Raw genomic sequence first — 15927 nt, 5'->3', positions numbered from 1 at the left:
CGGCCTGCGACGTCGTACCTCCGATACCCCCATCGGAAAGTCCGATGGGGGGTTAAGCTGCTGTCGTGGACTCCCGCTATCTGCGCGCTTTCGTCGCGGTCGCCGACCACGGTGGCATCTCCTCCGCAGCACAGGCTTTGGGATACGCCCAGTCCAGCCTCAGCGCCCAGCTCAAGCGGCTGGAGGCGGACCTCGGGGTGAGCGTTCTGGTGCGCCACGGCGCGGGGGCGGTGCTCAGCGAGGCCGGCGCCCGGCTTCTGCCGTATGCGCGCGAGGCCCTGGAGCTGGAGGAGCAGATGCGCCGGGTGGCGCGCGGTGGTCGGCCGCGGCTGCGGATCGGGGCGCAGGAGTCGCTGGCGCACGTGTGGATGCCGGAGGTGCTGGCCGCGTTGGAGTATGGCGCAGGCGGTGCGGAGGGCGGCGCGGACACGGAGTTGACGGTTGCCAACCGGCGGACGCTGGAGCAGGCGTTCGGCGCGGGCGAGTTGGACGTGGTCTTCCAGTACGACAACGGCATGCGTGCGCTCGGCCCTCATGCGGTGGTGGGACACGACCGGACGGTTGTGGTGGCCGGACCCGGTCATCCGTTGGCCCGGGAGGAAGAGGTCACGCCGGAACAGCTGCTGGGGTACGACTTCCTGGTGGCCGAGCGGGGCTGCACCTCGGAGATGCTGGTGGACCGCTTCGGGCGGGATCTGCTGGCGGGGGCCCAACTGGCCATGATTCAGGGCTCCTTGTCGGCACTTTTGCGGCTGACCGGGCACGGGCACGGTCTGTCGCTTCTGCCGGAGCTGGCAGTCACCAGGGAGCTGCAGGAGGGCGAGCTGGTGACGCTGTGCCTGACGGAGCGGATCCGCCCGGTCAGCATCGTCGCCCAGTGGCGGCCGCGACTGGGACCGGCCGAACGCACTCTGCGCGTACTCCTCGACGTGGCCCGCCGCGCGGACCCCCTGCCCCAGGCCACCAACGAAGCGGCACGTGCGGCGAAGGCTTCGTGATCGGGCGGCGGCTCCGCGGTGGGGTGGGGCCGACGGCGGGCCACCGACGCGCTGGATCACCGCTCTTTGGCCAGTAGCCACTGCCCTGGCTGCACCGTCGCATTCGGTGCCCACGCTGATCTGCCCGGATGGGGATCACCGCTTGGATGCCGCGCTTGCGCAGATGGTCGCGGATCGCGCGTGAGGAGTACGCCTTGTCCGCCAGGACCACGTCCGGCAAAGACTCGCTGCCACGTGCCGTCCAGGGCCCACATCCGCAGGCGATTGTAGACACCCCTCCAATTGCCGTACCTGTCCGGCAGGTGTACCCACTGCGTTCCGGTCCGGAACTTGCAAACCCCTGACGTCGCGGCAAGGTCGAGACGCCGATCCGCGTCCGGGGCGCGCCATATCCCGTTCCGGCTGCCCTTGGCCTTGCCGCAACGTCAGGGGCGGTACTGGGCTCGCGCGCATCGGCGAGATCGCCGCCCTCGTGAGCCGGTGTGAGCAAGCAGGCCGACCACGGGTTCCCTCCCGGCCCGGCAGCTTGCTCGTTGATCAGCGGAAGAAACCTGTGGTGAGTCCTGTGGCTCGACCGTGAAGACAGGGGCTCAGGGCGCCCCGATACTCGGCTGGGCCCCGACCGACAGGTTCCGGCTCCGGGTCCGATGGCGCGTCGGGCCCGGAGTGGCGGATGCCCGACCCCAAAGGCGGATGATGCGCCCCCGACTCAAATCCGATGTGTTGTACGTGCCAACGGGTGACGGTGTCCACGTCTTCGGTGCCGGTGCCGACATCGCCCTGCGTGGCAGGTCCGCCTATCAGTGGCTGGACCGGCTGGCGCCGCATCTCGATGGTTCGGTTGACCTCGACGACTTGGTCGGGCGGCTGCCCGACGACAAGCGGCAGGTCGTGCACGCCCTCGTGGGACAGTTGCACGCCGCCGGTTGCCTCGTCGACGCGGCGGAGGATCTGCCGCACCGGCTCACGCGGCGGGAGTTGGAGACCTACGCGTCCGAGATCGCGTTCATCGAGTACCACGGCGACTCCGCGGCGCGGCGGTTCGAGACCTACCGCGACAGCGAGATCGTGGTGGTGGGCGCGGGCCCCGTATTCGTCTCGCTGATCTGCTCGGCGCTGCGCTCCGGCGTGCGGCATCTGCGAGCCGTGAGTACGGAGGAAGCCGTCACCAACACCGAACGCCTGGCGGAGCTCACGGCCGAAGCCGCCGCACGGGACACACAGCAGGCGTTCATTCATCTTCCCTGTGAGGAAGGGGAGTTAGAGGGGCTTGTCGCCCAGGCGGGCGCGGTGATTCACCTCGCTGACGGTGCTGGCGTCGATCGGTTCCTGCGGCTCGATGCGCTGTGCCGGGAGAATGACACGCTGCTGGTGCAGGGGCTGGTGGTGGATGATGTCGCATGGCTGGGGCCGGCCGGAGCCGACTGGCGATCGGCGTGGCCGCGGCTCGACGCCCGCGGGCCGTTCCGGCGGAACGCCTTCCTCACCGGACCCGCCGCGGCGGTGGTCGCCTCGCACCTGGGGCTTGCGGCGTTCACCGCGCTCACCGGGATCGCCGGCACCACGGAAGCCGCGGACACCGCGCGGACGGTGACGCGGATCGATCTGGAGACCCTGCGCACCTCCACGCATACGTTTCTGCCCCACCCCACGGCGGCACCGGCCCGTCCGGAGACGCGGGAGGAGTTCACGCGGCGCATCGAGCGGCTCGGTGCCACCGCAGCACTGGACGAAGACGCGTTCTCCCGGCGCGCGGCCCGTTGCTTCGACCCTTATGTCGGTGTGCTGCGCGACCTCGACGAAAGGGAGTTCACCCAGGTGCCGCTCCATGTGACCGAGGCGGTGCCGCGCGTGGCGGGCGCAGCGCCGGTGCATGGGGCCGGGACGAGCTTCGCCACAGCACGCCGGGAAGCCGCGCTGCGCGGGCTCGCCTCGTACGCGGCGCGCTGCCCCGACGTCCGCCGCTACGGGCCCGGTGGCACCGTGTGGGGATGGGCCCCGGACGAGCGGCGCGCGGAGGTGGTGGCTGCGTGCCGGGTGTTCGCCACGGACCACGAGGTTGGCGTGGCCGCCCGGCTCAGCTGGGACGATGCCGTGGCGGACGGTCTTGCCCAGCACTGTGTGCGCCTGGCGCTGCGCGATGCGGCGCAGGGGCGGTCGCGGCTCCGGCCCGTGCGGTTGAGGCCCGACGCCTTGGCCACTGAGGAAGCACGGCTCCTCGATTTGCTCTCTGCCTCGCGCGGCTCGATCGAGGTGGCCGACATCGGCGAAGCCTTGGGCGTACCCGTCCTCGCCTGGTGGCAGGGTGGCCGCCTGGCCGCCGCGACATGCGGGGAGGCCGCTGTCGTCGCGGGACTCCGCGCCGTTCTGCTCGGCCGTCAGGCGGTCATGACGGGCGAGGCGGCCTACGCACCGGCCCCGTGGGCGCAGCTCGGCGCGCCTGTCGCGGGCGACGAGAGTGCCGAGTTGCCGGTGCCGGCCGGACCCGGGCGAATGGTCGAGGCGTTGCGGTCGCGAGGGGCGCGACCGCACGTGGTGCCGCTCGATCACGATCCGGCGGTGCACGAGGTGCTGCCCTTCGTCGTGCGCGTCGTCATCGCCGACGGGGCCGGGGAGGGGCCGAGGGGAGCGGAGCGGCGGGCGGAGGGGCGGGGCGATGCGTAGCACCACCGTCGGGCTGCAGAGTTCCGTCGGCCTGCGGTTCTGGTGGCGGACCTTCGAGGCTGTCCAGGACCTCTTCGCCGAGGGCCACGGCGAAGAGGGCGGCCCGGACGACCCGCTGCCGGTCAAGACGTACCGCGGGCTGCCCCGTCACGTACTTCCCGAGCCGGCGCGGCGGATCGGGGACGCGCGCTGGTCCTTCGCCGCGTTCCGTGACGCCCACCCGCTGCGCACACCCGCCCTCGACATCCTGGACCGGCGCGCGCTCTCCACGCTGCTGTACTGGACATACGGGGTCGGTCGGATCGAGCTGGGTCCGCATGCCGTGTGGCCGTATCACCGGATGGTCGCCTCCGCGCGTTGCTTCCACCCCGTGGAGCTGTATGTCTGGCTGGCACGTCCGGCGGGTGAGCTGCCCGCCGGGTGCTACCACTACAACCCGGCGCACCACGCCGTGACGCTGCTGCGCGAGGGCGGTGTGCCGGACGCGGTGCGCATCGGTGCGGGTGTGCGCGCGGAGACCGGGCTCCTGGTGGCCTCCGCCTGGTTCCGCAAGACCGCGTTCCGCTACCGGGACTACGCGTACCGGCTGTGTGCGCAGGAAGCGGGGATGACGGTCGGGAACGCGCTGCTGGCCGGTGCCGCGCTCGGGCTCCGCGCGAGGGTGCACCACCGCTTCGACGATGCAGTGGTCAACCGCGCGCTGGGGCTCGACGGGAGGGAGGAGACAGCGTTCGCCGTGCTCGACCTGGCCCCGGCCGGGGAGGCGGCCCCGGTGCCTGCTCCAGCTCCTCAACAGCCGTACGCCCTACGCGAGTTTCCGGATATTCGGCCTGTCCATGTGAAGACCAGTCGCACGTCCGACGGCGCGTGGTCCGGTCTGACCGCGCTCGATCTCGCCGCCCGGCTCACGGGGCCCGGTGCGCCCATCGCTCCCGACGGCTTTCGCCTGCCCGTGGAGACGCCGGACACGGACGGCGTCCTCGGGCTCACGGGGCCGGAGCCCGGGGCCGGTGGGGTGGAGTTGGCCACCGCACTGCGGGCCCGGGACTCCGGCGGGCGCATGTTCCTCCCGGACGCCCGGCCCGTGGCCTTTGCTCGCCTGGCGTCGGCACTGCGGTATGCGCTGGAGCCCGTCCCTTCCGACCATACGGAGGCGCCGTGCCGACCTCTCGTGAGCGCCCATGTCCTTGTGCTGGGCACGGACGGGGCCTCCCCCGGGCTCTACCGGTTGGCCGCCGGCACGGGGCCGCCCGCGCTGGTGCGGCTGCCGGCGCGGGACTGGCGGGCCGTGGTCGGCATGCTGTGCGACCGTACGCCGGCGGTGAACACGGCGAAGGCCGGCGCCGTCGTGTTCCTCACCGCCGACCGACTGGCCGGCGACCGGTGGTTCGGGGCACGGGGCTACCGCGTCCTGCACCAGGAGGCAGGGATCGTCGCCCAGCGGATCAGCGTGCTCGCCGCCGCGGCCGGGCTGTCCGCACGGATCACCAACGGCTACCACGACGGGACGGTCAGGGACCTGATCGGCCTGGATGCCGCCCACGTACCGGTGTTCACGCTCATCATGGGTCGCCGTCGGCCCACCGCCCAGTACGAGCCGGAGCTGATCTGGTGAACCGCACCTGCGGTACCTCGTGGCGCGGGCCACTGCGGACCTGCGGTGGTCCACGGCCGCGCCCGCAGCCCCGTGCTACGGCCGGTCCTGCGGTCGGACCGTGAAGACACCGCGCGCTCGCGGACCGCAGGATGCGAAGGAACCAGTGACTGGCCAACTTCTCATCCATCCAAGGAGAAAGGGGATCGCGATGCAGACCGAACTCGTCCTCGACCTCGCCGACCTCAGTGCGGACGAGCTGGAGATCCTTCCGACCTCGCCGGGCGCGAGCCTGGAGACCGTGAACGTGGGCCATGCCATGGTCGAGATCGGCGCGTCCAACTGCACGTCCACCGGTACCCCGGCGAGCTGCTGTTCCTGCTGCTGCTGCTGAAACAAGCGGCAGCACGGTCGCGTTCGGCGGGCCCCGCGCCCGCCGGACGCGGCCTCCCGGCGAACGACGAGGATGTGACGTTGACCGACGCAGCGACAGCCGCCCGCACCGGGCGGCTCGCCGAAGCCCTCTGCCCGGACCACCCCGCCGACCCCGCGACGGCCCGCGCCGCCCCGGTCGCCGTCGTCGGCAAGGGCGTCCTCGCCTCGACGATCCGTGCTGCCCTGGCCCGTACGAACCGGATGGTGGCGGAGGAAGACCCCGCGTGTACCGCGGTGGTCACGGCCGAGGACGGCTGGGTGACCGCGACCGAGCCGCCGCGCCTCGACGTGCCCTGGCTGCCGGTACGGGTCGAGCTCGGCCTGCTCGTGATCGGCCCGACGACCGTCCCCGGGCGGGCCGGTTGCGCCCGGTGCGCCCGGACACGCCGGCAGCGGGCTCTCGGCAAGGACAGTCCGCGCGCGGCTCTTCTGGAGCGGCACGGCGACCGGCTCGCCGACCGTGCGTCACCGGTCCTCACCACCTGGGCGTGCGAAACCGCCGCCGCGTTCATCACGAGCGATCTGAGCGCCACCGCCGGGCGGCTGACCGACAGCGCCCTGGCCTTCCTGTCGTTGACGACCATGGCCGTCGATGTGCACCGCTTCCTGCCCGACCCGGCGTGCACCTGGTGCGGCGGACTCCCGGAGGACCTGCCGCCCGTCCTCATGGAACGGCCCCGGCCCAAGCCCCACCCGGACGTCCCGCGCGTGCGCGACCTGAGAGCGGACTGGAAGGAGCTGGTCGCCCGGTACGTCGACGGGCGCACGGGACTGATCCGGCAGCTCGACGTGCGGACCGACTACCCGTATCCCATGATCTCCGCCCCACTGCACCTGCCGGGCGGGGAGCAGGAGGCGGGGTTCGGCCGCGATCTGGACTATGCGGCGTGCGCCCGCACCGCGCTCGCCGAAGCCCTGGAACGGCTGGGCGGGGCCCGGCCCGGCGGGCGCCGGACGACGGTGCGGTCCGGCTACGCGCAGGTCGCCGACCGGGCGCTGTGCCCCCTCGACCTGGGCCTGTACCCGCCCGAGCGCTACGCCGAGCCGGACTTCCCCTATCCGCCGTACGACCCGGGCCTGGAGCTCAACTGGGTGTGGGGACACTCCTTCGCCCGTGACGCCCCTGTCCTGGTACCGGAGGACTACGCCTACTACCGCACCCGGCACGGCAACCCGGCGGCCCGGCCCCTGGCGTACGAGGTGTCCAACGGGTGCGCGCTGGGCGGCTGCCTGGAGGAGGCGGCACTGCACGGGCTGATCGAACTCGCCGAGCGGGACGCGTTCCTGCTGACCTGGTACGCCCGCCTCCCGGTGCCGCGGGTCGACCTGCGGACGGTGTCCGACCCCCGCGTCGGTGCGCTCGCCGAGCGCATCCGGCAGGACAGCGGCCATCGGGTGCTGGCCTTCGCCACCACTCCGGAGCACGGCATCCCCACCGCATGGGTGATGGCCGTACGGCCGAGCGGACCGGGCCGGACCGATGAGCCCGCCGCAGTCTGCGCCGCAGGGGCGCACTTCGATCCCGAATGCGCCCTGCGGAACGGCCTGTTGGAACTCGCGGCGAACCTGGGGTGGAACCGTGCGGCCTTCCGCGAGGAACGGGACCGTATCGCGGCGATGGTCGACGAGCCGGATCTGGTGCGCGAGATGCGGGACCATGCGCTGCTGTACTGCCACCCGGCCGCGTTCGACCGGTTCACCTTCCTGCTCGGCGACGACGGCGATGCCCATCGGGGCGGTCTGCCCGTCGAGGAGGCGTTCGCGCAGGCCACCTGCCGGCCACGCGGCGAGGACATCCGCGACGACCTGGCCGAGGCGGTGGCCCGGTTCACCGACCGGGGCCTGGACGTCGTCGTGGTCGACCAGACCACGGACGAACACCGGGCGGGCGGGCTGGCCTGCGCGAAGGTGATCGTCCCGGGGCTGCTGCCGATGACGTTCGGGCACCGGATGCGCCGCACCCACGAACTGCCCCGGCTGCTGCGGCTCCCCTCCGAACTCGGTTACCGCAGCGCGCCGTTGACCGAGGAGGAGATCAATCCGCACCCGCACCCGTTCCCCTGACGTCCCCACGCAACCCACGCCCCCGTGTTTCCGCACCACCCGTGACTGGAGCCGGCCATGACCGAGGACTTCGCCACCCCGGACACCTTCGGCGTACGGATCGGCGGGCTGCCCGCACCCACGCTGGACGACATGCGCTCGCCGGAGTTGTGGCGCCAGGCCGAGTCCGTACGCGAGAGGGAACGCCAACTCGACGGCCGGGCTTCGGCGTTGTCCGACATGCTCTACGAGGAGATCGGGCGGGCCGGCTCCGGCAAGCCGCTCCTGGTGGCCGTGCGGCGGGCCATTCACAATCGCCGTCCGCTCGCCGAGCGCCACTGGAACGACGAGGTTCGGGCCCTGCTCCCCCGGGCCGTCGTCGACGAGGTGGACGGCTGGGTCCGGCTGCGGGCCGGCCATGAGGAGGCGGTGGCCCGGCTGGACGACCTGCTCGGTCACCATCTGCGCACCCAGCAGGTGCTGCTGCGCAAGGCGGCCGCCGATCCCGTCCTCCAGCACGGGCTCGTCCTGAGCAGCCCGGTGCTCCTCGCCGAGGTGCGCAAGTGGCTCGCGCGTCCCGACGAGCGGGCACCGGAGCGCTCACTGGCGGTACGGCTCGCCAAGTACCTGGCGCGGGTGACCATGAAGACCAGCCCGTTCAGCACGTTCACGGCCAGCGGCCTGGGGACCTGGAACGGCGAGGAAGGGAACCGGGCATCCACCGGGCCTGGGGTGCGCACGGTCGCCGAGCTGAACGTGTGGGTCGTCCAACAGGTCGTCCGCGCGCTCGGCAGCTGTCCCGAACTCTCCGGACGCGCGCGGCTACGCCTCAACCCGAGTGCCGTGCTCACCGATGGCCGCTGGGAGTTCCTGGGGACGGACGCCGAGGAACCGCTGCGCACCCTGCCCGGGGCGCCCGCGGTGCGGGAGTGTGTGGCGGTGGTGCGGGAGGGCCACCCCACGCGCGAGGAGGCGGCCCGAATCGTCGCGGACCGCACCGCGAGCGACCAGGCCACGGCCACGGCGTACCTGGCGCGCCTGGAGGAGCTGGGACTGCTGGAGGCCGAGCGGCCCTTCGCCGACCAGACCCTCGACCACATCGCCGAGGTGCGCTCCTGGCTCGCCGGGGAGACGAGTGACGGGCTCGTCGGGATCGAGCGGGAACTCGCCGTCATCGCCGACACCCTGGCCGCCTATCCTCACCTGTCCGATCCGACGCAGCGGGTGCGTGCCACCGGAGCCGTCGACGAAGCCCTGCGGCGGATCAGGGACCTGGCCGGCCCGGACCGGATCAGTCTGCCCGCCAAGAACAGCGTCATCGAGAATGCCCTGGTGGCGGCGCCCTACCCCGGGCCGGACCGCCGTGCCTGGGGACCGGTCCTGCAGGACCTGGACGCCGTACGGCAGTGCTACGCCGTGCTCGACCCCGGCCTGCCCGGACGGGTCGCGCTCGCCGATCTGTTCGCCGAGCGCGTCGGCCCCGGCGAGGCGGTGCCGTTCCTCACCTTCCACCGGCTGGTCCAGACGTGGCTGCGCAACGACCCCGCGTTGCCCGCCCTGCTCTCGGTCGCCGTGCACGGCTACGGGCCGATGCACCGGCACCGGCTGCCCCGGCTGGGCGAACTGGCCGCGCTGCGGGACGAACTGTGCGAGGTGGTCCGCGCGGTTCCGGCCGATGCGCAGGGTGTCGTCCGGGTCGCCCCCGAACGGCTGCTCTCGGTGGTGGAGCGCCGGCCCGCATGGATGCGGGCGCCGGACTCCGTGACCTACTACGGCCAGCCGCTCGGCACCGGCTCCGCGCCCGAGTTCGTGGTCAACGCCGTCAACTCCGGGCACGGCCGGGGACGGGACCGCATCCGGCGGCTCCTCACCCAGGCGGGGCTCGACGCGGTACGGGACACGGCCGTGGACACCGCTCCCCCGCCCCCAGACATCGTCCCTGCCGACACCTGCCGCCACTTCGGCAGCAACGTCGGGCTGCGGGCATCCGCCGTCGCCACGGAGATCGAGTACCCGGGGGGGCTCAGCCTGCGGCCCCCCGAGCACCGTATCCGCCTGGGCGACCTGCTCGTCCGGCACCACCCCGGCCCCGGCCTGCTCACCCTGCACGCGCGGGGGCGCGAAGGTGAGGTCCGGCCCGTCCACCCCAACCTGATCGCGGAGCTGTGGCTGCCGCCGGCGCTGCGTCTGCTGCTGCAGACCTTCGGCGCGACGTCCAACCTGCTGATTCCGGGGCGGCGGATGTTCGGCGATCCGTCGCTCTCCGAGGTGCGGGAGGTCCTGGCGGAACCGCGGGTGGTCGTGGGCCGTACGACGGTCAGCCGCAGGCAGTGGGTGCTGCCGCCGGGTGCCGTGCCGCGGCGGCAGAAGGGCGAGAGCGACCGTTCGCTGCTGTTGCGGCTGGTCGGATGGCTGGCGGAGCACGGGATGCCGCAGCGGTGCTTTGTCCGCGCCCTGGACCCGCAGTCGGTGGTCAGCGGGGAGGTGTGGCGGGTCAAGTCACGCAAGCCGCTCTATGTGGACTTCGCCAACCTGCTGCTCGTCGGGGTCTTCGAGCGGCTGCTCGCCGCCGGTGCGGGACAGGTGGTGTTCCTCCAGGAGGCCCTTCCCGGCCCCTGTGAGATGCCGGACCACGACGGCAGCGGGCCCCGGGTGACCGAATTCCTCGTCGAGATCAACGAAGGACGGACACGATGACCAGGACGAACGGACACGATGACGGCTCCCGCCTGGACCCGGCGACCGCACGGGCGGCTGACTGGGTGTGCGCGCACATCTTCTACGACACCAATCAGGACGCCCTCCTGACGCGCTGCGTCGAACCGGTGGTGAAGGAACTGGAGCAACGCGGCCTGATCCAGCGGTACTTCTTCCTGCGCTACTGGGAGGGCGGCCCGCATGTGCGGCTGCGGCTGCTCCCCTCCCGTGCCCGGGACCGCGCCGACGTGGCGGAGGTGGCAGAGCACCGCCTCGGAGCGTTCCTCGCGGAGTCGCCCGCCCCGGACGTCGTGGACCGCTCCCACTTCACGCAGGTCGCGGAGGGACTGGCTGGGCTGGAGGGCCGGGCAGGCCACGACGTCGTGGTGCGGCCCAACAACACCGCGGAGTTCCTCCCGTACGAACGTGAGCACGCCGACTACGGGCGCGGCCCCGCCATCGCCGCCGTGGAGCGGCACTTCTGCGAGTCGAGCCGGCTGGCACTGTCGGTGGTGTCGGCGGGCGCCTCGGTGGAGCAGCGGGCGCTGCTCGCGTTCGACCTGGTGGTGGGCGTGTTCGCGCTGTGCGACGAGGTCCGCGACCGGTGGGCCCGCCACGGTGGGCCCCCGCTGCCGTTCGGCAGCGGCCCCGAAGCGGCCGATGTCGAGCCGCGCTACCGCGCCCAGCGGGAGCAGTTGCACGCGCGGGCCCGGCACACCTGGGCGCTCACGGCCCGTCCGCCCGGGAACGACCAGCGCGGATACTGGCTTGCGTCGGTGCGGCGGCTGCGCGACGAGCTGCATCGCCTGGAGGAGACAGGCCGGTTCGTCGCCGACTGGGCGGGCTCCCCCCTGGCGGAACCGCTGGACCTGGCGGCCACCGTCCACCCGGCCACCAGCCTGGTCCTGTTGCGCTGCGCCCATCTGGTGAACAACCGCCTCGGGCTCACTCTGTGGCAGGAGAACCAGCTGCGGTTCCTCGTGGGACGGGTGCTGTCCGAGCTGCCCGAGGCGCAGGGCGTCGCATGACCGGATCGGCCGGGGCGTCCTGGTACAGCCTGCATGTCCACCACCACGATGAGGCAGCGGAGCCCGAGCTGATCCTCGGGGCCGTCCGGCCGGCGTTCGCCTCTGTGGAGTCATCGGTGCGCGGCGCCTGGTTCGGCCGGCACTGGCTGCGCGGACCGCATCTTCGCCTCAACTTCCGCACGGACGAGACGACATGGGGTGCACAGGTGCGTCCCAAGGTGCGGAGCATCGTCACCGACTACCTACGGGCCCGCCCTTCCACCGTCCGCTTGGACTCCGCCGCACTCGCGCCCGTGCACGAGCGGCTCGCCGAGCTGGAGATGGAGACCGGGCCACTCGGCCCGTGGGTGGCGGACAACACCGTCGTGGAGCGCCCGTACGACCACCGGCTGCAGGTGCTCGGCTCGCTCCGCGCGAGCGAACTACTGGCCGGGTTCCTCTCCGACACCACCGACCTCGCGTTCCGGATGTACGAGCATCTGCGCACCGCCCCGCTGTCCGTATTGGCGCTGGACCTGATGTGGACCACGGCGGCCGCGGCGGCGATCCCGTTCGAGGACGGCAGGGCCCCGATCGAGCGGGGCGTGTTGTCCCTGCGTTCGCACGCGGACGCCTTCCTGTCCCGCACCCACGACCCGGCGGCCTGCCTCGTCCGCTTCGACGAACGGTTCCGCAGGCAGGAAGCCGCCCTGGGCTCGCGGCTACGGGAGGTGGCAGCCACACTCTCGGAGCCGGAGGACACCGATCCCCCGCCGGGCTCCGGGGTGGCCTTCGTACGGGAGTGGGCACGGGCCGTGCGCCGGCACCAGCGGATAGCGCAGCCGCTGCTCGCTTCGGGCGAGGTGTCGATGGGCGGGGCGGCGCTGGCTCCGCGCATGCCGACGCGCGAGACCAGCGAGTTCCACCGGCTCCTGCTGTCCGACCACGGGCACCGGGACTTCCTCGTCGACGACGCGTGGTTCGCGTCGTTCCGCCTGGTGATGAACTACCTGTACCTGCACCTCAACCGGCTGGGACTGGCGCCCGTGGACCGCGGGCTGCTGTGCCATCTGGCGGCGCGGACCGTGGAGTCGGTGCACGGCACGTCGGCCGTCGCCAGCTTCGCCAAGTACGTCGCCGAACCCGACGGGAGCGAGGAGCCCGCCTGGCGACGGATCGGCACCGAGTGGGCGGAGGGCATGCGCTGAGGCCCGCGCGGGCCTGCCCGGGCGTCAGCCACCGCTGAAGACCTGGGCAAGCTGCCGGCGGCCGCTGATCCCCAGCTTGCGGTACGCGCCGGACAGGTGGAACTCGACGGTGCGTACGGCGACGAACAGCCGGCCCGCGATGTCGCGGTTGGAGTGTCCGTCCTTGGCCAGGTGGAGGATCTTCCGTTCCTGAGGCGTCAGACGGTCCAGGAGCGGAGACGGGGACTGCGGGGCGGCGTGAAGGGCGGACGCCGGGGGCGCGGACGGCTCCGCCGCACTCGCAGAGTCGGGCGCGGCCGACGGGGTGGGCGTGGTCGTCTGCGTCCCGGAGAGCGCCAGAGGCCCCCCACCCGTCCCCCGGAGCGACCTCCAGGCACCCTGGACGCGCCGCGCCAGCGGCTCCGCACCACACGCACGGGCGAGCCGGAGGGCCGAGAGCAACTCGGCACGGGCCGCCTCACCGCGCCCGAACTCGGCGAGCCCGGCTCCCAGGTCCGCTTGCACAAAGGCATGGTGAAGGCGGTCCGAGGACCTGGCGAGCAGCCCGGCCGCGTCCGTGAGCAGGTCGATGCGCCGCTTCCCGGTCTCGGTGAGGGCCAGTGCGTGCAATGCGCTGCCAAGGGACTCCCGTGTTCCCCAGCGGCGGGCGTCGTCCACCTCGGCGCCTGCGAATTCGGCAGCCTCCTTGCGTTCGCCCCCCGCCGCGAGAAGCCGAGCGGCGCGGGAGCGCCACGGCAGCACCGCTGGGTTCCGCACCCCCGCCTCCTCCAGGAGGCGGCCTGCCGCGAGCAGGTCCTCCAGGGCGCGGGCCGGGTCGTCGCTCTCATGAACCGCCGCTCGCGCGGCCAGCGCGTGCGCGGAGTCCCGCCGCCACGGCAGCGGGTCCCCTTCCAGGCCACTCTCGGCGAGCAGGGAACGGGCCGAGTCAGTCAGGCCCTTCAGGACCCGCACCTCGGCCAGGGCGGCGACGCCGGTCACAGCCGAGGGGTGACCGGTCGCCGCGAAGGCGAGCAGGCGGTCGGCCAGGGGGGTCAGGGTGGCGTCGGCGCCATGGAGGTCGCCCCGGGCCCGCAGGACCCTCGCGCGCAGCAGCTCGACCTTGAGGTGGTCCCAGCGGCCGGGGCGGGCGCCGGCGACCTGCCGCCCACGGCCGCAGTGCGTCCACGCTTCGGCTACCTCACCAGCCGCCACCAGCACGCCACAGGTGTGCCACAGCAGGGTGGCCGAGCCGGCCGAGCCGCATTCCTCGCCCCCGGGCAGACCCTGCCGGGCGTGCCGGACGGCCGCCTCCCGGTCAGCCCCCGCATCGACTGCCTGTACCGCACGCAGCGCCGCGAGCTCCCGGCTCGCGATTCCCTGGTGCGGGGTCCGGCAGGCCAGGTTCCCCAGCGGATCATCCGCCGCCTGCGCCAGCCACAGGGGGCCACGCCTGCCGGCGAACGCCTTGTGCAGGCGCAGGCGCAGCTGCCAGGAGTCGTCCCCCGCTGTCCTCCCGAGGCGAGCCACGGCGTCGTCGAGCACGGTGACGGCGTCCTCGGCCCGGCCGCACTCGGCCAGCACCGCGGCCAGCGCCAGCGCGTATTCGAGCACGACGCCAGGATCGTGGGACTCACAGCGGGCGGCATCCAGGAGGCGTACGGCGCGCTCCGGGTCGGCAAAGGCGTCCAGCTCGGCGAGTTCCCGCCGCACGGCCGACTTCTCGTGGGGACACAGGGGTTCGCGGAGGGCTGCGCGCAGGCAGCGTGCCGCGTCCTGGTGCCTGCCCTCCTGCTCCAGCTGACGTGCGGCCCGCCACAGGCAGCGCATCGCCCACTCCTCTCCCAAGGGGCCGGCGGCGGCCAAGTGGTGGGCGACGGTCGTCGTGGCGGCCTGCCGGTCACGCAGCAGGGCCGCCGCCCGCAGATGCAGGGCGGTCCGGGTGCCGGCGGCGATACGACCGAGGACCATGGTTTCGAGGAGTGGATGACGGAACGCCAGAGGGGTGTGATTGGCGAGCAGACATGCCTCGACGAGTTGGTCGACGGCCCCGAGCGCCTCCTCGACGGTCAGGTGGGCCAACTCGGCACTGTCCACGACCTCAGCGCCACCGCCGAGCACCGCGACCGCCCGCACCAGAGCCAGGGCCGAGGTGCTCAGCGGCGCCAGCCACCGGTCGGCTCCTGTCAGGACACCCGAGGCAGCGGTGGCGCGCAAAGCGTCGGCCGTGGGCGCGCTGCCGGTGTGCGGCACCAGCAAGGCGTGCAGGAGGGCGGGATTGCCGCCGGTGAGCTCGCGGCACACCGCGGCGGTTCGCGTATCGAGGCGGACACGGCATCGTGCGGCTGCGGCTTCGGCCAGGTCGTGCGTGCGCAGCCCCGACAGGTCGATGGACTCGGCGGCAGCGAGGAGTGCGGAGCCGGGCTCGTCGGGGCTGCCGTTCGCGGGGCCGGAGACAGCTCCGGCTCCTGCACCGCAGATCCGGACCGTGAGCACGACCGCCAGGGGCGCGGGCGGCAACGTCCGCGACAACTCCAGCAACCACCGTAATGACCAGCGGTCGACCTGAGTCATGTCGTCCACGCACAGCGCGACCGGGGTGTCCTGCCCCGTCGGCACCGCGGCGACCGGCCCCCCGAGATCATCGCCGGACGGCGTACGGTGCCGGATCTCCACGAGTTTCCCGTCGTCGGCTCGCAGTTGGGCGATGAGCCGGTTGGCTGCCGCGTACGGACGGTCCTCTGTCCCCGTCCCGCGCACCACAGCGACGCGGAAGCCTGCCGCGGACGCTTCCGCTCGGAAAGCGTCGAGCAGCGTCGACTTCCCCGCTCCCGGCTCGCCGCGGACGACCGCTACGACTGGGCCGCGCTCCCTGCGGGACTGTTCGAGCACGGCTCGGAGCCGCGTCGTCTCGCTCCTGCGGCCGATCTCCCCGAGCGCCATGAGCCCCTCCCGATCGCCGACCGTCGTGCACCGCTTTGCGTGCAGAGCCGACGATCAGTGCACCGCTCAAGGAATCTGCATGACGTAGGTTTTTAGGCGTTCGTCTTGAAAAAGGCGCTTTATGGCAGGATGCCGCGATGCAGGCAATCGCCCGATGGACGGCTGGCGTACACCCCCCAGCGCCGAAGGCAACACCGGTCACCGCGGCTGCAAGGTGCCGCCCCATGGCACGGGCCGCACCACCGCAATCCATCCCCCTCACGTGAACTGCCCCCTGAGAGCGCTCTCTTGGAACACGAGCATGCGCGGCGCCCGTATCGACCGACAAGCCACCCAGCACACCCCTGGCGTCATTCCGGCCG

The 15927-nt window shown here is 72.7% G+C and carries 9 protein-coding genes and 2 pseudogenes; 8 read left to right on the top strand and 3 right to left on the bottom strand.

Annotated features, from left to right (window positions below; genetic code table 11):
* Positions 1 to 65 precede the first annotated feature (65 nt).
* Positions 66 to 998: a LysR family transcriptional regulator gene (locus SL103_RS17430; RefSeq protein ID WP_069569934.1), complete on the top strand. Its 933-nt coding sequence runs from the start codon at positions 66 to 68 to the stop codon at positions 996 to 998.
* An 82-nt stretch (positions 999 to 1080) separates the two neighbouring features.
* Here the strand turns inward: SL103_RS17430 and SL103_RS37885 are convergent.
* Positions 1081 to 1215 (bottom strand): annotated as a pseudogene (locus SL103_RS37885) (transposase); the annotation flags it as partial.
* A 13-nt stretch (positions 1216 to 1228) separates the two neighbouring features.
* Positions 1229 to 1390 (bottom strand): annotated as a pseudogene (locus tag SL103_RS39540) (transposase); the annotation flags it as partial.
* 301 nt (positions 1391 to 1691) lie between these two features.
* Between SL103_RS39540 and SL103_RS17425 the strand changes: the two are divergent.
* The 7 genes from SL103_RS17425 (at position 1692) to SL103_RS17395 (ending at position 12646) form a co-directional block, all read left to right on the top strand.
* Positions 1692 to 3662 carry a hypothetical protein gene (locus tag SL103_RS17425; protein ID WP_244303935.1) on the top strand — a complete coding sequence of 657 codons (1971 nt, stop codon included), beginning with the start codon at positions 1692 to 1694 and terminating at the stop codon, positions 3660 to 3662.
* Complete coding sequence (locus SL103_RS17420; protein WP_069569933.1) at positions 3655 to 5277, top strand: SagB family peptide dehydrogenase; 1623 nt, start codon at positions 3655 to 3657, stop codon at positions 5275 to 5277. Before SL103_RS17425 ends, SL103_RS17420 begins: the two co-directional genes overlap by 8 nt.
* Before the next feature lie 190 nt (positions 5278 to 5467).
* Positions 5468 to 5650 (top strand): hypothetical protein, encoded by a 183-nt coding sequence (locus SL103_RS17415; protein WP_069569932.1) that lies wholly within the window; start codon positions 5468 to 5470, stop codon positions 5648 to 5650.
* An 80-nt stretch (positions 5651 to 5730) separates the two neighbouring features.
* On the top strand, positions 5731 to 7755 hold the full coding sequence (locus SL103_RS17410; RefSeq protein WP_069569931.1) for a TOMM precursor leader peptide-binding protein: 2025 nt from the start codon (positions 5731 to 5733) through the stop codon (positions 7753 to 7755).
* A gap of 57 nt (positions 7756 to 7812) precedes the next feature.
* On the top strand, positions 7813 to 10431 hold the full coding sequence (locus SL103_RS17405) for a lantibiotic dehydratase (protein ID WP_069569930.1): 2619 nt from the start codon (positions 7813 to 7815) through the stop codon (positions 10429 to 10431).
* Positions 10428 to 11459 carry a thiopeptide-type bacteriocin biosynthesis protein gene (locus SL103_RS17400; RefSeq protein ID WP_069569929.1) on the top strand — a complete coding sequence of 344 codons (1032 nt, stop codon included), beginning with the start codon at positions 10428 to 10430 and terminating at the stop codon, positions 11457 to 11459. The genes SL103_RS17405 and SL103_RS17400 overlap by 4 nt, the downstream gene beginning before the upstream one ends.
* Positions 11456 to 12646 (top strand): thiopeptide maturation pyridine synthase, encoded by a 1191-nt coding sequence (locus tag SL103_RS17395; protein ID WP_069569928.1) that lies wholly within the window; start codon positions 11456 to 11458, stop codon positions 12644 to 12646. Before SL103_RS17400 ends, SL103_RS17395 begins: the two co-directional genes overlap by 4 nt.
* A 24-nt stretch (positions 12647 to 12670) precedes the next feature.
* On the opposite strand, the gene SL103_RS17390 is transcribed toward SL103_RS17395, so the two are convergent.
* Positions 12671 to 15565 (bottom strand): helix-turn-helix transcriptional regulator, encoded by a 2895-nt coding sequence (locus tag SL103_RS17390; protein WP_069569927.1) that lies wholly within the window; start codon positions 15563 to 15565, stop codon positions 12671 to 12673.
* Positions 15566 to 15927: the final 362 nt, after the last annotated feature.

This window comes from Streptomyces lydicus, assembly GCF_001729485.1.
GTDB lineage: Bacteria > Actinomycetota > Actinomycetes > Streptomycetales > Streptomycetaceae > Streptomyces > Streptomyces lydicus_D.
Note: the sequence above shows the minus strand (reverse complement) of the source record. Positions and strands in the feature narration are given on the sequence as shown.